Origin of the sequence: Bradyrhizobium sp. LB8.2, assembly GCF_040548035.1 — a bacterium.
Classification (GTDB): Bacteria; Pseudomonadota; Alphaproteobacteria; order Rhizobiales; family Xanthobacteraceae; genus Bradyrhizobium.
Window position 1 is genome coordinate 40,352 of record NZ_JBEPQV010000013.1, and the last position, 23,030, is coordinate 63,381.

General features: G+C 66.1%; 15 protein-coding genes. 3 read left to right on the plus strand and 12 right to left on the minus strand.

The window, feature by feature from the left end; translation table 11 throughout:
- Nucleotides 1-36: 36 nt before the first annotated feature.
- The 10 genes from addA to ubiE form a co-directional block, all read right to left on the minus strand.
- On the minus strand, nt 37-3,546 hold the full coding sequence (addA, locus tag ABIB06_RS17525) for a double-strand break repair helicase AddA (RefSeq protein WP_354048905.1): 3,510 nt from the start codon (nt 3,544-3,546) through the stop codon (nt 37-39).
- Nucleotides 3,540-6,686 (minus strand): double-strand break repair protein AddB, encoded by a 3,147-nt coding sequence (addB, locus tag ABIB06_RS17530; RefSeq protein ID WP_354069158.1) that lies wholly within the window; start codon nt 6,684-6,686, stop codon nt 3,540-3,542. Before addB ends, addA begins: the two co-directional genes overlap by 7 nt.
- A gap of 201 nt (nt 6,687-6,887) precedes the next feature.
- Nucleotides 6,888-7,610: a nucleotidyltransferase family protein gene (locus ABIB06_RS17535; protein ID WP_354048909.1), complete on the minus strand. Its 723-nt coding sequence runs from the start codon at nt 7,608-7,610 to the stop codon at nt 6,888-6,890.
- A gap of 124 nt (nt 7,611-7,734) precedes the next feature.
- Nucleotides 7,735-8,052, minus strand: coding sequence for a PilZ domain-containing protein (locus tag ABIB06_RS17540; protein WP_247352808.1), 318 nt, complete (start codon nt 8,050-8,052; stop codon nt 7,735-7,737).
- Between the two features lie 106 nt (nt 8,053-8,158).
- A complete protein-coding gene (tsaE, locus tag ABIB06_RS17545) occupies nt 8,159-9,691 on the minus strand; it encodes a tRNA (adenosine(37)-N6)-threonylcarbamoyltransferase complex ATPase subunit type 1 TsaE (protein WP_354048911.1) in 1,533 nt (510 codons plus the stop codon).
- Complete coding sequence (locus ABIB06_RS17550) at nt 9,688-12,192, minus strand: sensor histidine kinase (protein ID WP_354048913.1); 2,505 nt, start codon at nt 12,190-12,192, stop codon at nt 9,688-9,690. The genes tsaE and ABIB06_RS17550 overlap by 4 nt, the downstream gene beginning before the upstream one ends.
- A 191-nt stretch (nt 12,193-12,383) precedes the next feature.
- Nucleotides 12,384-12,842 carry a dUTP diphosphatase gene (dut, locus tag ABIB06_RS17555; RefSeq protein WP_354048915.1) on the minus strand — a complete coding sequence of 153 codons (459 nt, stop codon included), beginning with the start codon at nt 12,840-12,842 and terminating at the stop codon, nt 12,384-12,386.
- Nucleotides 12,839-14,290 carry a bifunctional phosphopantothenoylcysteine decarboxylase/phosphopantothenate--cysteine ligase CoaBC gene (gene coaBC / locus ABIB06_RS17560; RefSeq protein WP_354048917.1) on the minus strand — a complete coding sequence of 484 codons (1,452 nt, stop codon included), beginning with the start codon at nt 14,288-14,290 and terminating at the stop codon, nt 12,839-12,841. The genes dut and coaBC overlap by 4 nt, the downstream gene beginning before the upstream one ends.
- A gap of 56 nt (nt 14,291-14,346) precedes the next feature.
- Nucleotides 14,347-15,921 (minus strand): 2-polyprenylphenol 6-hydroxylase, encoded by a 1,575-nt coding sequence (ubiB, locus tag ABIB06_RS17565; RefSeq protein WP_354048919.1) that lies wholly within the window; start codon nt 15,919-15,921, stop codon nt 14,347-14,349.
- Nucleotides 15,918-16,679: a bifunctional demethylmenaquinone methyltransferase/2-methoxy-6-polyprenyl-1,4-benzoquinol methylase UbiE gene (ubiE, locus tag ABIB06_RS17570; protein WP_354048921.1), complete on the minus strand. Its 762-nt coding sequence runs from the start codon at nt 16,677-16,679 to the stop codon at nt 15,918-15,920. Before ubiE ends, ubiB begins: the two co-directional genes overlap by 4 nt.
- Nucleotides 16,680-16,760: 81 nt before the next feature.
- Between ubiE and mutM the strand changes: the two genes are divergently transcribed.
- Nucleotides 16,761-17,642, plus strand: a complete 882-nt coding sequence (mutM, locus tag ABIB06_RS17575; protein WP_354048923.1) for a bifunctional DNA-formamidopyrimidine glycosylase/DNA-(apurinic or apyrimidinic site) lyase — start codon at nt 16,761-16,763, stop codon at nt 17,640-17,642.
- A 263-nt stretch (nt 17,643-17,905) separates the two neighbouring features.
- Here mutM and ABIB06_RS17580 read toward each other — a convergent pair whose 3' ends face one another.
- On the minus strand, nt 17,906-18,649 hold the full coding sequence (locus ABIB06_RS17580; protein WP_354048925.1) for a nucleotide-binding protein: 744 nt from the start codon (nt 18,647-18,649) through the stop codon (nt 17,906-17,908).
- A 237-nt stretch (nt 18,650-18,886) separates the two neighbouring features.
- Here ABIB06_RS17580 and ggt point away from each other — a divergent pair, with 237 nt between their 5' ends.
- Nucleotides 18,887-20,566, plus strand: coding sequence for a gamma-glutamyltransferase (gene ggt, locus ABIB06_RS17585; RefSeq protein ID WP_354069160.1), 1,680 nt, complete (start codon nt 18,887-18,889; stop codon nt 20,564-20,566).
- Nucleotides 20,567-20,634: 68 nt separating this feature from the next.
- Here the strand turns inward: ggt and ABIB06_RS17590 are convergent, their stop codons facing one another.
- Nucleotides 20,635-21,993, minus strand: coding sequence for a peptidoglycan-binding protein (locus ABIB06_RS17590; RefSeq protein WP_354048927.1), 1,359 nt, complete (start codon nt 21,991-21,993; stop codon nt 20,635-20,637).
- Between the two features lie 230 nt (nt 21,994-22,223).
- Here ABIB06_RS17590 and ABIB06_RS17595 point away from each other — a divergent pair, with 230 nt between their 5' ends.
- Nucleotides 22,224-23,027: a HesA/MoeB/ThiF family protein gene (locus tag ABIB06_RS17595; RefSeq protein ID WP_354048928.1), complete on the plus strand. Its 804-nt coding sequence runs from the start codon at nt 22,224-22,226 to the stop codon at nt 23,025-23,027.
- Nucleotides 23,028-23,030: the final 3 nt, after the last annotated feature.

Sequence of the window (23,030 nt, forward strand, 5' to 3'; positions counted from 1 at the left end):
CGCGACGGGAATCGCACCCGAGATCATGCCGTCAACCTATGAACGGCTCCTTGCCGGGTCAAGGACGCTCACACGGAGATGAAGGGATGCCAGCGCCGCGTCCAGCGCGGGGGCTGAAATCTCCATATATTCAAGGGCCTCGGTCCAGAGCAGGACGGCTCGAACAGGCTTTTGGGGATAAAGCCGCGATAGCACCGCCCGATACAGCGCAAGCTGCCGGACATAGGTCGCGGGCACCTCAGCGGCGCTGATGGGCGCCGCCTGGTTGGTCTTGAAATCGACGATCAAAACCTCATCCGGACGAACGACCAGCCGGTCGATCTGCCCCGACACCAGCGCCGGGGTGCGGCCCGGCCGCTCCAGTCTGCCGACGATGGCGACCTCCGCCCGGCTGCCCGCGGCAAAGACCGGCGCGAAGCGCGGCTCAGTGATGAGGGCGAGCACCTTGTCGGCCAGAGCGGCGCGGTCAGCCTCCGCCCAGTCCGAGGCATTGCGCGCCATGAAGCCGAGCGCGGCCTCGCGCCGGCGATCGCTGGCGATGTCGGGGAGTGATTGCAGCAGCCGGTGCACCAGCGTGCCGCGTTGCAGCGCGAGCGCGCGGGACTGCACCGATTCACTTGACCGCACCGCGCGGCCTTCCTCGGCGGACTGGCCGGAGGGACGGACCGGATCGTCATCGATGGTCTCGCGCGGCGCCGGCGTCTGCAGCCAGTCCGGGAGCGCGGTCCTCTGGTCCACGGACGTCGCCGGCGTGCCCAGTGCCTCGGCATCCCCGGGCCGCGCGAACCGCGTCACCTTGCCGAGCGGCGTCTCGATTGTCTGCTTGTCCAGGCCCGAGCCGGCGAGCCCGGTGTCGACCAGGTCGTACCAGCTCAGCTTGCGAACCGTCTTCATGTTGCCGGGCAAGCAGCCGCCGACGATCAGCCGGTCGGCGGCGCGCGTCATCGCGACGTAGAGCAGGCGGCGGTATTCGTCCTCGGTCTCCTCGATCATCGCCTTGCGTGCGTCGGCGACGGGCTTGGGATCGTCCGCCTTGCGGCCGGCCCACACCACGACCTCGCCGCCATTGCCGCGCGGCATGTGAATCAACCGGACCCGCTGCGAGTCCGCGGGCGACGATGTGGTGTCGACCATGAACACGACGGAGGCTTCCAGGCCCTTGGCGCCGTGCACGGTCATCACCCGTACCTCGTCGCGCGAGATCTCCATGTCGCGCTTCACCTCAGTGTCGGCCGAGCGCAGCCAGGCCATGAAACCCTGCAGCGAGGCCGGCGCTTTGCGCTCGTAGTTCAGCGCCAGCTCCAGAAATTCGTCGAGGGCGTCGTTGGCCTCGTGGCCGAGCCGGCGCAGCATGCGCGCCCGGCCGCCGTCGCCCCCGAGCAGCCAGGCGTAAAAGGCGAACGGCGTTTCCTCGCGCGCACGCATTTCGCAGGCTTCGAGGCGTCGCAACACCGCAGCGAATTTCTCGCTTGTGCCTGCATGCTCGGCGAGCGCGCGGCGCAAGGATCCCTTGCGATCCCAGGCAAGCTGGAACAGTTCGTCGTCATCGAGCCCGAACAGCGGGCTCTTCAGCGCGACCGCGAGCGCGAGATCGTCCTGCGGCAGCAGCAGCGCATCGGCGAGGTTCATCAAATCGATGATGCCGATGTGCTCGGTGAGCTTCAGCCGGTCAGCGCCGGCAACCGGAACGTTGGCGTGCTTCAGCGCCTGGATCACGGCGTCGAACGCATTGCCGCGCCGGCGCACCAGGATCAGCATGTCGCCAAAGCGCAGGGGCCGCCGCTCGCCCTCGTGGCCCGTCAGCGTGCCGCTCTCGACCAGCCGCTTGATCTCGGTCTGGATCCGGCGCGCAAGCTTGACCTCGGGGCTGGTGGCGGCGACGCCGTCGAACGGCGCGCGCCAGCCCTCGATCTCCTGCCTGTCATCGGCTTCCGCGAGGTCCCACAACTCGATCACGCTCGGGCCTGCATCGCCGAGGGCATTGTGCAGGGGATGACCGGTCTCGAGCGAATGGATGCTCTTGTAGATCGCAGGCTCGCGGAAGACGTGGTCGACCGAATGCAGGATCGCAGCACCCGAGCGGAACGAATAGGTGAAGGCGACCGGATCGAACTTCAATCCGGCGGCGGTGAACTTGCGGTCCAGCTCGCGCCGGCGCGCGTCGAATTCATGCGGGTCAGCTCCCTGGAACGAGAAGATCGACTGCTTCTCGTCGCCGACCGCAAAGACGGTGCGGTTCAGTCCCTCGCGGGCACCTTCACCTGCGGTGAACTCGGAGATGATGTGCGCGACGATGTCCCATTGCCGCGGGCTGGTGTCCTGGGCTTCGTCGATCAGCACGTGATCGACGCCGCGGTCGAGCTTGTAATGCACCCAGCCCGAGGAGACGCGGTCCAGCATCGCCAGCGTCTTGTCGATCAAATCGTCGTAGTCGAGCAGCCCGCGCTCCTGCTTCTCGCGGCGGTAGTTCGCGGCGGCGGCGGTCGCGATATGCAACAGGGCCGCGGTGCGGTCGCGCATGGTCACCGCGCGGCGCTTCTCGACCAATCCGCTGAGGCGCTGCGCCTCGCTCTCGAACAGGCGGGCGACGGACGGGTTGTGATCGCAAAACTTCTTGGTCAGCACCGCCTTGCGCGGCAATTTGTCGTCGGTGAGGAAGACGCCGAGATAGGCATCGACCTGCGCGCCGCCGGAAAAGACTTTTGCTTCGCGGAGCCGACCGGACTGGTCGTTGTCGGATTTGCTGCCGTCCTTCAGTGCAAAAGCGATGTCATCCCAGCGCGATCGCGGCAGAAACGGACCGTCGAGTATCTCCGTTTCGACATCCTCGATGCGATCGCTGGCGTCCACGCCCAGCGCCGCCGCCATCTGCTCGGCTGCCAGCTCAGCGTTGCCGGCCTCGTCGGTCCAGGCCATGAAATGGTCGCGGCTCAGACAAGCCTCGCGCACGACCTCCTTGAAGGTGACATCGGCGGCGCTCGCCATCGCAGTCAGCAGCGCGCGGCCGGTGACGCTGTCAGGATCGCGCGCGGCCTCCAGCAGTACCTTCAGATTGGCGCGCTCCATCATGTCGGTCTGGTCGCGATCGTCGATCACCGCGAAGCGCGCGGGCACGTTGGCCTCGAACGGAAACTGCTGGAGCAGGCGGGTGCACAGCGCGTGGATGGTCTGCACCTTCAGTCCGCCGGGCGTCTCCAGCGCGCAGGCGAACAGTTTTCGCGCTTCGCGGCGCAACTTTGAATTGGGATGCGGGATGCCGACCGCCTTGATCGCCGCGTCGAGTGCCGGGTCGTCGAGCGTCACCCAATGCCCGAGCGTAGTGAACACGCGCTCGGCCATGTTGGCGGCAGCCGCCTTGGTGAAGGTGATGCAGAGGATCTTTTCCGGCGGCACGCCAGAGAGGAGCAGGCGGATCACCCGCTGCACCAGCACATGCGTCTTGCCCGAGCCGGCATTGGCCGACACGAACGCCGACGCAGTCGGATCGGACGCGCGTGCCTGCCGCGCGCGCACCTCATCAGGAATGGGACGCGGCAACTTCACCATTCCTCGATTCCCAATCCGCCGGCCGCGGACCATTCCTTGATCCGGGCTAAGTCGTCATAAGTGCCGTAGCGGTTCGTCCACATCGGCAGGTTCAGCGAGGTGTAGGGCTGGCTCTCGTCATCGAAGGCGCGGATCAGCGCCTCCAGCTTGGCCCGTGCTTCGGCAGCAGCCGTATCAGGCGGCTGCGGCTCGTCGCCTTGCCTATATTTGAGCTCGAGGATGCGCTCCTCGCCCGGCGGATTGTTGCCGCTCAGGCGCACATAGACGAGCTGGCTCACGGACGCGCCGGCATCGATATCGGGAAAACCGCCCTCGCGCAGGATCGCGGCTTCCAGCGTGAGCTGCGGCGACAGGCCCATCCGGACCTGCTTGCCGGTCGGCGGCTGGCCGGTCTTGTAGTCGAGGATGGCATAGCCGCCGCCCTGGCGCCGCTCGATGCGGTCGGCGCGCGCGGACAGCTTGAAGCTGCGCGTACTGTCGAGCGCGATCGAAATCTCGCCACGGGTCTCCGCGGTGATGGCCTCGATCACGTCGCGACGCGCCGTCTCCCATTCGCCGAACCAGCGGGCGATGCGCTGGAAACGTGGCCACCATAGCGCGCGCGCCTCGGGACGTTCCATCAGCGGTGCAAAGTACTTTTCACCGATCACGCGCAGCACGCGCGCGGGATCGTCGGGCAGATTCGTGGCGTAGCGTTCCGTGAACTCGCCGAGTGCATCGTGGATCGCCGAGCCGCGGTCGGCGGCCGACAGCGGCATGTCGACGGGATCGAGTGCGTCCAGCCGCAAAATGTGTTTTGCGTAGATCGTATAGGGATCGCGCAGCCAGTCCTCGATCGCAGTCACAGACATCCTGAGCGGCCGGGTCGCACGCGGCGGTCGCGGCTCGGGCTGCTTGATCGGCTTGACTTCGTCAGGCTGGTCCAGCGTGGCTGCAAACTGCACGTATTTCTCGCCCGCGCGAATTGCTGCCTTCCAGTGCGCGTCGCCCGCGACCGCCTCCAACCGGTGCAGGAAGCGCGAAGCCACCGCGGGCGCGCCGCCGGCCTTTGCGGAGTGGGTGAGGATGACCTCGTCGCCGCCGAGCAGCTGCGCAAAATCATGGGCGGAGAGGCCGATACGGCGCTCAGGCAGATCGAGGCCGAGCTGGTGCCGCATCGGTCGGCTGAGCCAGGGATCGATGCGCGGCGCCGGCGGCCAGACGCCCTCGATCAGTCCGCCGACGATGATTCGGTCGGCCTGCATCAGGCGCGATTCCAGCGGGCCGTAGATCTGGAGCCGCGCGCCGGGCTTATCTCGCCGCCGCACCGCGCGATCGCCAAATGCGGTCTGGAAGACGTCTGCGTAGTCGGGCAGCGTCACCATCAGTCCGCTGGTCGTGCCGCCGCGCAGGAGATCGTCGAAGGCGCTCGCGAGTGCGAGGCCCTCGCGGTCCTCGAAGGCCAGGGAAATGCCCTGCTCGTCGCGCGACAGCTCGATCATGATCTCGCGGTGGCGATGTGCGAGCTCGGCGAAGTCGAACGCCTTCGCTGACGCCAGGCTCTCGATCGGCGCCAATGCTATCCGCAGAGCATCGATCAGCGCCTGGATGCGATCGAGGTCTTCCGCTTTGAGGCGCGCGCGCGGCTCGGCCTTATGCAGCGCGGAGACCTCGCTGCGCCACAGCTTTGCCAGCTCCTCGCGGAAGCGATTGAATTCACGCAGCAGGCCGGCAGTGCCTGCAGGCGGTCGCGTGCCGCGCAAGACCGCAAGCTCCAGGCCTTCGATCGCCGCCCTCCACGCGCCAGGTGCGCGGCCCAGCCGGCACAGCGGATGCTTCAGCATCGCCAACAGCGTCGGCGGCTCCAATCCCTTGGTCGCAGCCTCCGCTGTGAGCCGCGCAAAGACGCCGGCGGACGTCTCCATCAAGACGTCGCCGCCGGAATCGTCGAACGCGAGGTCCCACCGGGTCAGCGCGGCCATCACCCGCCGCGCCAGTGCGCGGTCGGGCGTGACAAGCGCGGCGGATTTGTCGAGATGCCGCGCCTCACGCATCGCAATCGCGATGGCGAGGGCTTCCATCTCGGGATTGGGGGCTTCGACCACTGCGAGATTGTTCATGCCGCCGGTGATCTTCGCGGCCACATCCGGCTGCTTCAGGCGGTCGTGCCAAATCTCGGTCTTGGCCGATGGCCGCATCGATTCGGAGGCGAGCAGATCGCGGCCGCCTTCCGCCGGAGGCTGGAGGATATCGACGTCGCTGCGCTTGATGCCAAAGCGATCGAGCAGCGCGTGCATGGCATATTGCGGATGGTTCGAGACCGGATGCTCCGCGAATTTGCCGAGCGAGTCGCGTACGCCGCCGATGCTGCGCCAGGCATCGTCGTCGAGATCGGTGTCCAGGCCGGGCAGCACCACGGCGCCACGCGGCAGCAAGGCGACTGCGTGGAGAAATCTTGCCGTGGCCGGCATCGAGCCGGTCGAACCGGCCGCGATCACGGGGCCATGGTGATGCGCGGTCAGCCGCTTGGCTTCGGCATCGATCAGGAGGTCGCGGCGGGCAGCGGGCTCGATGCGTTTGATTTCGGCGAGATGACCGGGCCAGGCGATGCGCGCGATGCGCAAAAATTCAAGCGAGTGCTGCCAGTACCGGTCGAGCATATCAGGCACGAGGCCATCGAGTGCGCTCCAGTCGACGCCGCGCGTGACCATATCGTCGATCAACCGCGCGAGATCGGAGGCCAGCGCCAGAGTCGAAGCGGGGCCGCCGACGACCAGCGGAGACAGCACTGGGCCCTTGGACCAGGCCGCGACCAGCTGCGCCAGTGTCAGCCGCCGTTCGAGTTCGCCGAGGCGCGGCGGAATGTCGAGCGGCGTTGCGCCGGAAAACTGTTCGCCCTCATCGGCGAAAGCGAGTTCATCCTCGTCGATGTCGCCGAGCGCGACGATGCGCGGCAGCACGACGGCATCCGCCTTCAACTCGTCGAGGAAGATCTCGCGGACGATTCGCATGGCGCGCCTTGTCGGCAGGTACAACGTGGCGTCCGCCAGCCGTGCAGGTTCCTTGCGCGCCTCAAAGCCGTCGACCAGCCGGCCGTCGAGCAGGCTTGAGACGACGGTGCGCAGGAAGGGAACTGAGACTGGAACGCTGAAAACGCGCATGAGCTGCCTGATTCGGGAATCAGGCGCCAATATAGGGAGGTGGACTCAAATGGTCATGGGTGGAAGGGAGATAGTCCCCGCTGTTTGACGGCTTCGCCGCTCGCGTCCGGGGCGCAGGCTACGTCATCACGGCTGTGGCTGTGGGTCCCGGCTCTGCGGAGCGGCACTTCGCGCCGCACCGCGTCCGGGACAAGAGAGACCCTACGCCACGCTCTCCAGAAACGCCTCTTCCGCGGCGTGCACGGCGTCGGGCGTGCCGACATGCATCCAGACGCCGTCGAGGCGGAGGCCGAACAGCCGCTCCTGCTCGTTGGCGCGGTCAAACATTTTGGTCAGCGAGAACTCGCCCGTCGGAGCATCGGCGAAGATCGAGGGCGACAAGATCGCCGCGCCGGCATAGACGAACGGAACGACCTCCTTTTCCTTGCGCTTGCGCAGGGCGCCGTCGGCCAGCATGCCGTAATCGCCGCGGCCGCTATAGCCGATGCTGGTCGCCGTCGGCGCCATCAGCAGCAGGATGTCCATCCGCGCGGGATCGAAGGTTTCGGCAAGCCGCGCCAGATTGGAGCGCACGCCGTCGATCCACAGCGTATCGGAATTGACATGGAAGAACGGCGCATCGCCGAGCAACGGCAACGCCCTGACCACGCCGCCGCCGGTGCCGAGCACCTGGTCGCGCTCGTCCGAGATGGTCACGCGCGGATGCTGGCGGGATGCGGTGTGATTGATGATCTGGTCCGGCAGATAGTGCACGTTGACCACCGCCTCGCTCACGCCGGCCTGGCCGAGCTTGTCGAGCACGTGGTCGAGCAGCGGCTGGCCGGCCACCGGCACCAGCGGCTTCGGCATCTTATCCGTCAACGGACGCATGCGCAGGCCGAACCCTGCGGCGAGCACCATGGCTTTGGTCGGCTTGACGGACATCCTTCGCTTTCTCAGACCTATTGATTTCGCGTTCGCAGCAATCCTAACACGAGGCTTGACCGACCGCACCGCGTCTTAATCGCCTTAACCACCTGCCGTGACGCTTGTACGACGAGTGTTGCCGTTACGCCCGGACGGATGTGGAACGCGCCTTTTTCTTCTTGTCGCCAAGCTTGAGAAAATTGACGCCGATCTGGTCGCCATTGACCCAGGCGAGCTCACAGCGCCGGTACGCAAGTCCGGTAGACGACAGCAGCAGAAAAAACTCCTTCAGATGCAGGCCTTCGACCGAGCCGTCGATGGTCAGCTTGGCGCCGCTCTCGGAGACGTCCTCCATGCTGCAGTCGCGCCGCCAGGTGCCGTCGATACCCATCATCTGGGCCGCGATCCCGCGCTCGAAAACAACCCGGCTGTTGCCGCGCTGGTCCGTCTTCACCGCCATCTGCCCTGCTCCGGCCCCGCAACTATCCGGCTGCCCCACCGCCAGATTACCGGTATCTTGGCTAACAGCCGGTAAATCGGGCCCCTAATCGGCCTTGTCGGCCTTGTCAGCCTTGGACCGGCCGTTGGGGCGGTGGGACGTTGGCGAGATACCAGTCGCGCAGATGGGCGAGCGCGGGATGCGCCAGGGAGCGCTGGAGATAGGTCCAGATCCGCGGTTGGTGACGCAGATAATGCGGCTTGCCGTCGCGGCGGTTGAGGCGGGCGAAGGTGCCGAGCAGACGCGTGTTCCGCTGCGCGGACATGATGGCGTAGAGCTCAGCGAAGCCGGCCGCGTCGAAGCTTGCGTCGTTCGCGCGGCGCGCCTTGATGTAGCGCGACAGCAGCGTCAGCTCGATCGTCTCGGGCACGTCGATGCGGGCGTCCTGGAGCAGCGACACCACGTCGTAGGATTGCGGCCCCAGCACGGTGTCCTGGAAATCGATCACGCCGACGCGTTCGATGCCGGTGCGATTCCCGAGCCAGATCAGGTTCGGCGAGTGATAGTCGCGGATGATCCACGTCTTCGGCGCCGCCAGCGGCCTCTTCAGCAGCTCGCGCCAGATCGCGAAAAATTCGGTGCGCTTCGCGTCGTCCAGCGGTGCGTTGCGATCGGGCAGGTACCATTCCGGCATCAACCCGATTTCAATCAGCAGCGCCTCGGTATCGAAGACAGGAATGGCGTAGGTCTGCCCATCGAGCGGCAATTTTTCCGGCAGCGTCTCGCCGTGCAGCACGGCCAGCAAATCGGTCGCGGCTTCGTAGCGCTCGGCGATCGGGCGCGGCGGATCGCCCTCGATCACGCCTTCGCTGCCAAAGTCTTCGCTGATCAGGAACCCCTGGTCGAGGTCCGAATGATGGATCGCAGGTGCCGAGATGCCATGTGCGCGCAGACCTTCGCCGATGGCAACGAAGGGTTTTATATTTTCGGCGAGGTGCACCGCGGCGCTGTAGGATTTTCCGTTGTAGACCGCAGCGCCATCCGGGCGCTGCGGAGAGTTCATGAGGATGACGATCGCGTCGTCGCGCAGCAGCCGTGCATACGAGCGCGTCGAGGCGTCGCCCGGCATGCGCTTGCGCGTCGCATCCATGTAGCCGGATGCATCGAGGAATTCGCGTAGCGCCTTCAGTCGCGCGACGGTGGCGGCAGCCTTGCCATAGCCGGTAATGTCGGCGGCGCGTGCGCTCGAGCCCAGCGCTGGCCGGTGCGTCAGCGCGATATCGATGCGGTCTTGAGGCATCGCCGACGGCGCGCGCTCCGGCCATTCGATCAGGACGAGGGTCGCTTCCGGCAGCGGCGACAGCCCGATCTCTTCGAGCTCGCTCTCGTCCTCGACGCGGTAGAGGTCGGCATGCATCACCGGGAATGGCGGCAGCTCGTAGCCCTGCACCAGCGTGAAGGTCGGGCTCGGCACTTCCAGCGCCTCGTCGCCGGCGAGATAGCGGATCATGGCCCGCGCCGCCGCGGTCTTGCCGGCACCGAGATCGCCGGTGAGCGTGATGACGTCGCCGGAGCCGACCAGCAGCGCGAGGTCGGCCATCAGGTGCGCAGTCGCCGTCTCGTTGTGAAGCGCGACGGAGAATGTGGTTGGTTCAGTCATTCGGCGGCGTCGCGATGCGCCGCCTGCTCGGTCGGGAAGTCGCAGATTACGACCGTGCCCCTGCCCACGATCGAATCTACCCGGATCTTGCCGCCGTGCAGCTCGACGAAGGAGCGCACCAGCGACAGGCCAAGCCCGGCGCCGCGGTGACGCGAGCCCTGCGATCGGCTTTCAAACCAGTTGAACACCTTGTCCTTCATGTCGGCAGGTATTCCAGGCCCGGAATCTGTCACAGTGAAGACCACGCTGCGTTCGGTGCGGCGGGCGCTGATGCCGACGGCGGAATCCTGTGGAGAAAACCCGACGGCGTTGGCGAGGAGGTTATAGAGCACCTGCACCACGCGCTTCTCGTCGCCGGTGAAGCTGCCGACGTCGGGCGCGATCTCGACCTTGAGACGGATGCGGTCGGTGGCGAGCCGGTCCTGAATACCCTCGGCGGCGAGCTCGATGGTCTTGCTGACGTCGACCGGGCCGAGTTCCAGCTTCATGGCGCCGGCGTCGATGGTGGCGAGATCCAGGATGTTGTTGGTCAGCGCCAGCAGGGCATTGGTCGATTTGGTGACGTAGTCGAGGTATTCGGCCTGCTTCGGCGTCAGCGGCCCGGTCGAGGGATCGCTGAGGAAATGCGCGAAGCCGATGATGGTGGTGAGCGGCGAGCGGAGCTCGTAGGAGACGTGGTGGACGAAATCCACCTTCATCTGGTCGGCGGCCTCCAGCGCCTCGTTGCGCTCGCGCAGCGCGCGCTCGACATTCTCGGTGTCGGTGATGTCCTGGAACGTCAGCATGGTCGCGCCGTCGTGCAGCGGCCGGATCATGCCGTCGAGCACGCTGCCGTCCTTGCGCTCCAGCTTCAGCGGAACGTCGGCGCGGCTCTCGATCGAGGTGACGGCCTCGCGGATCTGCCGCCAGACGATGGCGTCGTCGAACAGCTGATGGCACCAGCCTTCGACGGTCTGGATGTGCGGCTCGTCGCGCATGGCGTCGCTTGATAGCTTCCACATCCGGACGAAGGCCGGGTTGAACAGCTGCGCCCTGCCGTTGCTGCCGAACACCGCGACGCCCTCGGCGAGGCTGTCCAGCGTCTCGCGCTGAACGCGGATCATGCCGTCGAAGCGGCGGGCGAGCTCGAGGCTCTCGGTGACGTCGTCGAACAGATAGGTGACGCCGCCTTCCGGATTCGGCGTGGTGACGACGGAGAGTGCGCGGCCGTCGGGCAGGTACCAGGTGTCCTTGGCGGTCTCGACCGCGCGGTAGGCTTCGTGCAGCTTGACCTTCCAGGCGCGGAAGTCCGGCTGCTCCGGCAGCTTGCGCCCGGCGCGGAGTTGATCGAGCACGCTGGAATCATCGGGGTTGGCGTCGAGGAAGGTGCGATCGAGGTCCCACAGCCGACGGTAGGAATCGTTGTAGAAAGCGAGCCGGCGCTGGCCGTCGAACACGGCAACGCCGGAGGAAAGTTGGTCGAGCGTGCGGCGATGCGCCTCCGCCATCCGCACCAGCGCCGAGCTCAGCGCATCCGCCTCGCTGGCATCGATGGCAACGCCGACATTGCCGCGGCCGACATTGACGGCGCGGACGTCATAGATGCGCCGCTCGCCGCTGATCACGATCGGCAGCCGCGAGGTGAAATTGGCCGCCTCCTTCAGTCCCCGCTCCATCGCCGTGCGGTCGGCGCTGTCGAGCAGCTCGAGCTTGCGCTCCTGGGCGTCGGCGATGGTGGCCGCTTCGGTCGCACGGACATAGGCGGGGTTGGCGTAGGTCAGCGCGCCGTTCTCACTCTTGGCCCAGATCGGCCAGGGTGCGGCGGCGGCGAAGCCGCGCAGCATCTCGGTTTCGTCCGACAGCGCCTTGTAGCGCAAATTGGTCTCGGCCAGATCGCGCCGCAGCCCTGAGAGTTCGCGAATCCTGACGATGGCCTGGCCGCCGATGGCGCGGCCGATGGCCTCGAGCGTGTGGCCATGCGCGGTGGTCAGCGTCAGCTGGAACCCGTCGCCACGGTCCCGCAGCGCGTCGACCGCGTGATCCATCTGGAGCGCCGGCTCCGGCGGCAACCAGGTTCCAGATGCGAGCAGGCGCTGCGGGGAGGAGTCGCGCGGCAACACCATGGAGATGTCGCCGGAAATCTGGGCGCGATTGTCGCCGGCCGGCCAGGAGATCAGGATTTGCGGCTCGGCGAACAGCAGCGCGCCGAAGCGGTCGGCCTGGAGCTGGAGTTCCCCGATTCGGGCACGGAGCCGCGCCTCGTTCCTCGCCGTGCGCACACGCGTGCGCATCAGGAGAATCGCGGCGACCACCGAGAAGCCTAGCAAAGCCAGCGCAGTGGCCAGCACCGCGAGCTCCTGCCGGTTGAAATCCAGCAATGTTGAGAGTGTGTCGACGAGATCGGCGGCCTCAGCCGGCGCAGCCGGCAGCAGCGCCGCGAGAGCGCTTCCCAACACGCCGTTGCGCACCAGCGATGTGCACGACAGCAGCGTCCGACGCATCGACACGATCACGCCTGACATAGTTGCCCCAAGAACCGCACGAATTTGCACGCGGCGACCCCCGTCGCGCGCGAATCAAACGACAATACCCTCACCGTGACTCCACCGGTAAGAGTCCAGATCGTGAACGCAAAGCCGGCCCCACAAAAATGCCGGCCGCGCTGTTCCAGCCACGTAAATCTTCGGGGTAATTCGGCTGGATGTGCTGCGCGTCAGCGGCCGGTCGAGCCGAAGCCGCCGGCACCGCGGTCGGTCGACGACAATTCGGCCACGGGAACCAGCGCGGCCTGCACCACGGGCGCGATCACCATCTGCGCGATGCGCTCGCCGCGCTTGATCACGAAGGCGGCCTGGCCGTGATTGACCAGGATCACCTTGATCTCGCCGCGATAGTCCGCGTCGATCGTGCCCGGCGAGTTCAGCACGGTGACGCCGTGCTTGACTGCAAGCCCCGAGCGCGGCCGCACCTGCGCCTCGTACCCGGGCGGCAGTGCGATCGCGAGGCCCGTCGGCACCAGCGCGTATTGGCCGGCCGCGAGCGTCATCGGCTCGCTGTCCGACAGCGCTGCCATCAGGTCGAGACCGGCGGCATCGTTGGTCTGATAGGCCGGCAGCGGCAGGCTCTCCGCATGGGGCAGGCGTTGCAGTTCGACCGTGACTTTCGTGCTCAAGATGCCGGCTCCCGGGATTTGCCGGTCACGCTCTTTGCGACATGCGCGACCAGTTCGATGGCGACCTGTTCCTTGGTCATCGCCGGCCAGGAATCAACTGCAATCTCGCCATCCTTCTCATCGTTCTTGCGGCTGATGAGGTGAACGGTGTTGCGGTCTCCGCCCATCACCCCGGTGGCGGGGGAGACGTCGTTGGCGACGATCCAGTCGCAGCCCTTACGGGCAAGCTTCGACTTGGCGTTGTCGATGAGGTGCTCGGTCTCGGCCGCAAAGCCGATCACCAGTGGTGGACGCTTGTCGGTCAGCTTGGAGATTGTCGCGAGGATGTCGGGGTTCTCGACCAGCTGGAGCGGCGGCATGCCGGCCGAACTCTTCTTCAGCTTCTGCTCGCCTTCATTGGCGACCCGCCAGTCGGCGACTGCCGCGGCGAAGATCGCAATGTCGGCGGGAAGCGCGGCCTGCACCTGCTCCAGCATCTGCCGCGCCGATTCCACGTGCTTGACCGTCACGCCCCGGGGATCGCCGAGATCGACCGGCCCGCTCACTAAAATCACCTCGGCGCCTGCGGCCTGTGCGGCGGCGGCGATGGCAAAGCCCTGCTTGCCGGAGGAGCGGTTGGCGATGTAGCGCACCGGGTCGATCGGCTCGTGAGTCGGACCTGCCGTGATCAGCACGCGCTTGCCGGCGAGGGGGCGCGGCACCGGCGGCCGCAGCAGGCGCTCGGCGGCGGTCGCGATTTCGATCGCCTCGGACATGCGGCCGATCCCGGCCTCGCCGGCTTCGGCCATCTCGCCGGAATTCGGTCCGATCAGCACCACGCCGTCGCGCTGGAGCTGCGCCACATTGCGCCGCGTCGCCGCGTTATTCCACATCAGCGGATTCATCGCCGGCGCCAGCAGCACCTTGCGGTTGGTCGCGAGCAGGATGGCGCTGGCGAGGTCGTCGGCGTGGCCGTTTGCCATCTTGGCCATCAAATCGGCGGTGGCGGGCGCCACCACGATCAGGTCGCACTCGCGCGCGAGGCGGATATGGCCGGCGTCGAACTCGCTCTGGGGATCGAACAGGTCGGTGTAGACGCGCTCATGCGAGAGCGCACTCACGGCCAGCGGCGTGACGAATTGCTGCGCCGCCTTGGTCAGCACGCAGCGCACCTCGATCCGTCGCTCCTTGAGCCTTCGGATCAGGTCGAGCGATTTGTAGGCCGCGATCCCGCCGCCGATGATCAGGGTGACGCCGGCCTCGGCAAGGGCACCGGTGCGCTGCGGGATGGGGGTAGCGGAGGCCGCGGGCGGCGCCGTGAATGGCGTCAGCGGCTCCTCGCGGCCCTCGATCAGCTCCCCGAGAATGACCCGGACCTCTTCCTCGACCGACCTGCGGTTCCTGGCCGAACGCAGGCGAAGGAAGGTTTTGACGTTCTCGTCGAGCTTGCGGATGGTCAGGCTTGCCATGGCACTCTCCGGCGGAAAATGATAGCGATGCTATCAGTCGTATGATTGCACTGCAATCATAGATTCCGAACGGCGATCAGGATGCCGATGAAGGTCGCCGCGATGATCCAGAGCGCCACGGTGCGCCAGCGGTTCTTGCGGCCCTCGCTGCGGCCCATCGCCGCGATGCTCTCCGGCGACAGCCGGATGCCTTCCCGCGTCATGGTCTCCAACTGTTCGAGCACCGCGACCGAGCGCGCGGCGATGTCAGGCAGACGCATCAGGATGCGGGCGAGATCGCCGGTGCCGGAAAGTGCGCCCTGGACCCGGCCGATCGGCCCGAGATTGCGCTCGATCCATTCGCGCACCACGGGGTCGGCGACTTTCCAGATGTCGAGCTTGGGATTGAAGCCGCGCGCCACACCCTCGACCACCACCATGGTCTTCTGAAGCAAGATCAGCTCGGGCCGCGTCTTCATGTCGAACATGCCGGTGACTTCGAGCAGCAGCGTCAGCAGCCGCGCCATCGAGATCTCTTCGGCGGTGCGATTGTGAATCGGCTCGCCAATGGCGCGGATCGCTTGCGCAAAATTCTCGACCGAGTGATGCGCGGGCACGTAGCCCGCTTCGAAATGCACTTCGGCGACGCGGCGATAGTCGCGGGTGATGAAGCCGAGCAGGATTTCGGCGAGGAAGCGCCGCTCCTTCATGCCGAGCCGGCCCATGATGCCGAAATCGACCGCGACGAGACGGCCGGCGTCATCCAGGAACAGATTGCCCGGATGCATGTCGGCGTGGAAGAAGCCGTCGCGCAACGCGTGGCGCAGGAAACTCTGGATCACCTTGCGGCCGAGATCGGGCAGGTCGACCTGCGCTTCTTTGAGGCGTTTGTGGTCGTTCAACGCAATGCCGTCGATCCACTCCATCGTCAGCACGTTGTGCGTGGTGCGGTCCCAGTCAACGGTCGGCACACGGAAATCAGGATCGTCGCGCGTGTTCTCCGCCATTTCCGACAGCGCGGCAGCCTCGAGCCGCAGATCCATCTCCATCGCGACCGAGCGCGACATGGTGTTGATGACCTCAATCAGGCGCAGGCGCCGCGCCTCGGACGAATAGGCTTCGGCCTTGTGCGCGACGAAGAAGAAGTCGGAGAGATCGCGGCGGAAGCGGGCGGCCACGTTGGGTCGCAGCACCTTCACTGCGACGGCCTTGCGGACGCCGTCGCGCAAAACTTCGCCGCGATGAACCTGCGCGATCGAGGCGGCCGCGACCGGCGGACTGAGGCTCGCGAACACATCCGTCAGCGGCCGTTCCAGCGAGGTTGCGATCGCAGCTTCCGCTTCGGCTTGCGAGAACGGCGGCAGGCGATCCTGCAGGCTTTCGAGGTCGAGCGCCATGACGACGCCGACGACGTCGGGGCGTGTTGCCAAAAATTGTCCGAGCTTGAGATAGGCCGGGCCCATCCGGGTTAGCGCGCGGGTCAGCCGCGGGCCGTGCTTCGGGCCGCGCCGCTCGATGAGGCGTGCAACTTTCAGCGCGAGCTGCCCGGGCGGTGGCACCAGGCTCGGATCGACTGAGCCGAACACGCCCTCGCGCGCAAAGACGAACGCGGCGCGGATCAGGCGCGCAATGTGGGTGACGGCAGAAATCACAAACGCCAGCCCGAATGCAGCGCGACGATGCCGCCGGACAATGTCTGCCAATTCACGCGGGCGAAGCCGGCGTCGCGGATCATGTCGGCGAAGGCGTTGGGTCTTGGAAACTTGCGGATCGACTCGACCAGATATTGGTAGGACTCGGCGTCACCCGTGATCATGCGGCCGAGCGGCGGGATCACCTTGAACGAGAACAGGTCGTAAAGGCGATCGAGCCCGGGCATCTCGACGGTGGAGAATTCCAGGCAGAGGAAGCGGCTGCCTGGCTTGAGCACGCGATAGGCCTCGGCCAGTGCGAGATCGATCTGCGGCACGTTGCGAATGCCGAAAGCGATCGTATATGCGTCGAAGCTGCGGTCGGCGAAGGCGAGCGCCTCGGCATTGCCTTCGACGAAATCGACCTGGGTCTCGAGATGCCGCTTCGCGGCGCGCTCGCGGCCCACCTCCAGCATCCCGGAATTGATGTCGCAGACGGTGGCATGGAAGCCGGGGCCTGCGGCCTTGGCGGCGCGGAACGAGATGTCGCCGGTGCCGCCGGCAACGTCGAGCAGCGCGAACGGCCGATCGCCCTTGGGCGGGTTGAGCGCGTTGATCATGATGTCCTTCCAGACCCGGTGCAGGCCGCCGGACATCAAATCGTTCATCAAATCATAGCGCGACGCCACGCTGTGAAACACATCGTTCACCAGCGTCTGCTTGTCCCCCAGGGGAACGTCCCTGAAGCCAAAATGCGTGGTTTCGCCCGGCCGATCCATTACTCTACTCCACGAGGCGGACCATAGCGCGCCCGCCGCAATGGCGCTATCACAGCGCCCTGATAAGGTGAATGCCTGACCATGCCTGAATTGCCCGAAGTCGAGACCGTCCGCCGCGGCCTTCAGCCCGTCATGGAAGGTGCAAAAATCCTCGTTGCGGAGGCCCGCAGGCCCGATCTGCGCTTTCCGTTCCAGCCGGATTTCGTGGCCCGGCTGAAGGGGCAGGTCGTCACCGGGCTCGGGCGCCGTGCAAAATATCTCTTGGCCGATCTCGCCTCCGGCGACGTGCTGCTGATGCATCTGGGCATGTCGGGCTCGTTTCGCGTCATCAAGCGGGACAACGAGGCTGCGCCCGGCGAGTTTCACTATCCGCGGGCCAAGGACTCCACGCACGACCACGTGCTGTTTCGGATGTCCTCGGGCGCCGACATCATCTTCAACGACCCGCGCCGCTTCGGTTACATGAAAGTGATCGCGCGCAGCGCGCTGGACGAGGAGCCGCTGCTCCGTGGGCTCGGTCCTGAGCCGCTCGGCAACGAATTCGACGCAGCGATGCTGGCGCAGTCCTGCGCGGGGAAAAAGACCAACTTGAAGGTGGCGCTGCTCGACCAGCGCGTAGTCGCGGGGCTCGGCAACATTTATGTCTGCGAAGCCCTGCATCGCTCGCATCTGTCGCCGCGCCGGATTGCTGCGACGCTCGCCACGAAAAAGGACGAGCCGACCGACCATGCAAAGAGATTGGTAGGCGCGATCCACACCGTGCTGAACGACGCCATCAAGGCCGGCGGATCGTCACTGCGCGACCATCGCCAGACCTCGGGCGAGCTCGGCTATTTCCAGCATTCGTTCAAGGTCTACGATCGCGAAGACGAGAAATGCACGACGCCGCGCTGCGGCGGCACGGTGAAGCGTTTTACGCAGAACGGCCGGTCGACGTTCTGGTGCTCGAAATGTCAGAAGTAACGATCAAGCCCGCGGCCGCGAGACCGTGAGTTTCTGCGAGGGTGACAAATTCACCACGAGCGTCATTGCGAGCGCAGCGAAGCAATCCAGAATCTTTCCGCGGAGGGACTCTGGATTGCTTCGCTGCGCTCGCAATGACGGTGGATGGAGTCCTTTCAAAAGCGCGAAGCGAAGCAATCCGGCCGGGCTGGTGGCCGGATTGCTTCGTCGCTGGGACCTTCCGGATGGCGAAGGGCCTGCTGGCGTCTGAGCAATCGCCCCGCTCAGGACGTCAGTGTCGTGGATTCATCTGACGCAAGCTCTGAAGCCGGGTGCAGCATGCCGTCCGCGGTCGAGATGAACTGGTCGATCAGAACATTGGTCGTGGCGGCGAGCTCGAGCCGGGTCTCGATCCAATCCCAGAGGCCGCGGATCTCGTCTGATGATTTGCCGTTCGGCGCGAATTCGCTGACGGCAAGGCCGCTCGCGAGCGAGTCCTGATGATCATTGCGCATCACGATCAGCGGGCGTGCGAGCACCTCGGTGAGATCGAGGGCGGCTTCCTCGGCGAGCGTGTTGGCCGCGTTGTCGATGCGCTGGCCGCGGATCGGGGTCTGGTTCAGCACGAAGCTGTAAGGCCGTTTCCAGGCGCGCGCGACGCTCAGCGTCGAGGCGGTCGCCTCGATATCGGCGACGCTCGGGCGGGCCGGGATCAGGCAGAGGTCGGAATGGCGGATCGCGGCGGTGGTCGCGGCGCTGAGGCCGGCCGCGGTGTCGACGATTGCGAGCTGGAGGCCGCTGTCGGCCAGCATCTTCAGACGCGGCTCGATGTCGGCGGCGTGATAGATCGGCTCGACGACGAGATCATCGGCAGTGCGGCGGCGCTGCCAGTTGGACAAAGTGCCCTGCGGGTCGGTCTCGATCAGGCGGACGGTGAAGCCGGCCTGCTTGGCTGCGAGCGCGAGGCCAATGGCGAGCGTGCTCTTGCCGCTGCCACCCTTTTGGGTGGCCAGTACGATCGTGTGCATTGAAGATCAATCCTTTGGAGTGCTTGGGTCAGGGAAACGCCACGCGAACGTGCATCGACCTCGATGCTGAGCTCTTCTCGCTCAGGACGTGCCGGCCCGATCCAAAGGGGATCGCGGAGGTCCGAATCAGCAGTAACGATGATGGCGGAATCGGGAATGCCAGCGAATCCGTACGATTACTGGACCAGTAGTGGTACGTGTGCTGTGCTTGCCGCCATGAATAAAAGGACAAGCGGCATGAGCGGAAACTGGCGCGACCGGACGGCGACGAATTTTGAGTGCGAGAAGATGCCTGCGCTATCGAGCCGCGGCATGGTGGTCAGCAACCATCCACTGGCCTCCAGCGCCGGCGCGGAGATGCTGGCCGCGGGCGGCAACGCCATCGACGCCGCAATCGCGACCCTGTTCACGCTGACCGTGGTCGAGCCGATGATGGTCGGCATCATCGGCGGTGGCATGGCGCACATCCGGCTGGCCGACGGCAGCCACCGCTTCATCGACGGCCAGAGCACCGTGCCGGCGGCAATGCGCGACACCAGCTACACCTCCATGCCGGGCTCGGCGCATGACGTGTTCGACACCGTCGGTAATGAAAACCTCAACGGCCCAAAGGCGGTCGCTACACCGGGCTCGCTGAAAGCCTGGTGCGAGACGCTGCGCCGGTTCGGCACGATGAGTCTTGCCGACGTCATGCAGCCCGCGATCAAGCACGCCGCGCGCGGCTATGCGGCGACGCCCTATCTGCATGAATGCGTCAGCGAGAGCGCCGTCGAAATGCGCAAGGACAAGCCGATCGCGGCGATTTACCTGCCTGGTGGAGAGCCGTTGAAGGTCGGTGAGCGCGTGGTGCAATCAGAATATGCCGAGACGCTCCGCTACATCGCCGATCACGGCGAGACCGCGCTCTACGAGGGGCCGCTCGGCGACATCCTGATCGACTACATGGAAAAGGCCGGCGGCTTCATCCGGCGCAACGATCTCACCAGCTACAAGACCGTCGAGCGGCAGCCGATCCGCGCCGATTATCGCGGCTGGACCATCTTTGGCCCGCCGCCGCCCGCGGCCTCCGGCGTGCATATCGCGCAGATGCTGAACATTCTGGAAGGTTACGACATCGGCAGCCTTGGCTTCGGCACGCCGGAGACGATCCACTATCTCGCGGAAGTCCTGAAGATCGCCTTCGCCGATCGCGCCGCGGCCAGCGGCGATCCTGATTATGTCGGGGTGCCCGTGGAGAAGTTGACCTCGAAGGCGTACGCCGAGGAGCGCCGCCGTGCGATCGATCCGGCGCGGGCGCAGACCTGGGGCGCCGGCGTGTCGCAGCTTGAAGGCGCTCACACCACGCACATGACCGCGGCGGATGCCTTCGGCAATGTGGTCGCAACCACGCAGACCATCAACAATCTGTTCGGTGCCAAGATCATGATCCCGGGCCTCGGCGGCATCGCCAACAACTACATGAACCTGTTCGATCCGCGCCCAGGCCACGCCCTGTCGCTGGCGCCGGGTAAGCGGGTGACGACCTCGATGTCGCCGATGATGGCGCTGCGCGAGGGCAAGTTGCGTTACGCGTTGGGTCTGCCCGGGGGAAAACGCATCTTTCCGAGCGCGATGCAGGCGCTGGTCAATCTGATCGACCACGGCATGAGCCTGCAGGAGGCGGTCGAGGCGCCCCGCGTCTGGACCGAGGGCAATGCGCTCGAGGTCGAGCAGAAGGTGCCGGAAGCCGTGCGCGCGAAGCTTGAAAGCCTCGGCCACAAGATCCAGCCGGTTGCGACGGTCGCCGGCGGCATGAACGGCATCGCCTTCCACGACGACGGCACCATGACCGGCGCCGCCTGCTGGCGCGCGGACGGCACGCCGGTGGGGATCTCGGGTGGTCTCGCGAAGAGCGGGATCAGATTCAGGCTGAGCTGATTTGATGGCGCGCTGGCCGAGGGCTCGGTCACCTCTCCCGCTTGCGGGAGAGGGAGCGCAGCGCTCGCTTACTTCCGCACGCATATCACGCGCACGACCGCGGCCCTCGCATCCGTCGACGTGCCATTCGCCGCAATGCTGTTCGCCTTCAGAAAATCGCGCACCGTTTCCGCGGAGACCATCACCGCCTGCGACGCCGGCACCGATGTCGCGAGGCCCGCAACCATCGCAGATTTCAACAGCGCGATGCCGGCGAACTTGCCGTCGCCGTCGATGGCGACGCTGCCGGAAAATCCAACCGCCGGCGGCGGTGAGAGCGCGGAATCGCCGCCACCGACAGATGCCAACGCGGCGTTGAGGCTCGACGCACCGGCCGCTCCGCCCTGGCTCTGTGGATCAGCGATACCGATGATATCGACACTCGTCTTCGCCGCGCCGGCGGAGAGGCTGAACGGCTTCAGGCCGCGCGCGCCATAGATGTGCAGCAGCGCGAGATCGTGTTCCTTGTCCTCAGCGAGACGGTCGGCACTGCCATGGCCCGCGATCGTGATCGCGAGGCAGCTATCAGTGACGAGGCGGTCGGTAATGATCGCGCCATCGGTGCTGACGACGATGCCGGTGCCATATTCGACGGTCTTGCGCGGCGGCGGCCCGGCCTGTGGTCCTGACGGGAATGCATTGAACGCGCTCGACATCGCGATCACGACCGGCTCGACCGTGTTCTCGGTCGCCTGATCGTAGAGGATCGTCATGATGCGGACCTCGTCGCCCCTGGAGGTGCCGCGCAAATAGAATTTCTTCGGGCCCTGCAAACCAGACAGCACGAAGAAGTCAGGCTTCACCACGGTGTAGTCGACCTTGCGACCCGGCTCCTTCTTCTCCGCTTCGGCAAGCTTGGCTGTGGTCGGGTTCGCCTCCTTGCGGCGGCCGAGCAGCACCTGCACCGTGCCGGTCGGCGAGGTCCATTTCGAGCCGTTGGCGTCGGTCGCCTGCTGCGGCACCAGTTTCGAGGGAATGCCGAGCCGCGCGCCGCTGGTCATCTCGGTTACGATCTTCCAGCCGACGTTGTCCTGCTTCCGGCGCGCGGCTTCGGCGAGCGCCGCGCGCTCCTGCGGATTGAGCGCGCCGGTCGGCTTGCTGCCCTTGAGCTTCTGGTATTCCTTGATGGCATCGACCATGCGCGCGCTGACGTCGCCGGTGATGGCGCCGTTGTACTGGCCGACCCAGGCGAGGTCGGACTGCAGCGACAGCCGCTCCGCCTGCGCCATGGCATCCGCCGTCTCCGATGGCGTCTGCAGTGCGGGCGGGCGGATCGGAATGGTCTGGACCGGCTTCGGCCTGGTGCCGGGGATCTGCGGCGTCGTCATCTGGGCGTTCGCGCCTGTCGCAGCCGCAAACATCAGTGTTGCCGCAAGCATCGATCTCATGACAAATCCAGCCAGCCCATTGAACGCAATGCCATTGAAGCACATCTCGTTGGTCGCGAACAATCTCGGGGTGGTTCAGGCCCGCAGGAGAGGTCTAGCTCCTCATCCTGAGGAGCCGCGTATGCGGCGTCTCGAAGGATGAAGGCCGTGCAGCCGCAGCGGGGCCTTCATGGTTCGAGACGCGCGTTCCGCGCTCCTCACCATGAGGGTTGAGAGAACGAAGGACGACGATGCTGAGCCCGGACGAACTCGAACGTTATGCCCGCCATATCGTGCTGCGCGATGTCGGCGGTCCCGGCCAGGCTGCGCTGAAGCGGGCCTCCGTGCTGGTGATCGGCGCCGGCGGGCTCGGTGCACCGGCCCTGATGTATCTGGCTGCGGCAGGGATCGGCACGCTCGGCGTGGTCGACGACGATGTGGTGTCGCTCTCCAACCTCCAGCGCCAGGTCATTCACACCACGCCCGATATCGGCCGGCACAAGGTCGAGAGCGCGGCCGAGCGAATCACCGCGCTCAATCCGCACGTCCGCTTCGTCGGCCACGCCACTTGGCTCAACGCCGACAACGCGCTCGGCCTGATCGGCGACTACGACCTCGTGCTCGACGGCTCCGATAATTTCTCGACGCGCTATCTGGCCTCGGACGCCTGCTTCTTCGCGAAGAGGCCGCTGATCACCGCCGCGCTCGGGACCTTCGACGGCTCGCTCACCACCATCCGCGCGCATGAGAAAAACGACGACGGCGAGTTCAATCCGACCTATCGCTGCCTGTTCCCGGAGGCGCCGCCGCCCGGGACCGTGCCGGCGTGCGCGGAAGCCGGCGTCATGGGCGCGCTTGCGGGCGTGATGGGCTCGATGATGGCGCTGGAGGCGATCCGCGAGATCGTCGGCTTTGGCGACGGCCTGGTCGGCCGCCTTCTGATGATCGACGCGCGCGCGATGCGCTTCGAGACGTTGCGCTATGCGCGCGATCCGGCCAATCCGCTCAATGGCGATGGGCCTGTGATCACTGACCTCAGCACCCATCGCACCTGATCG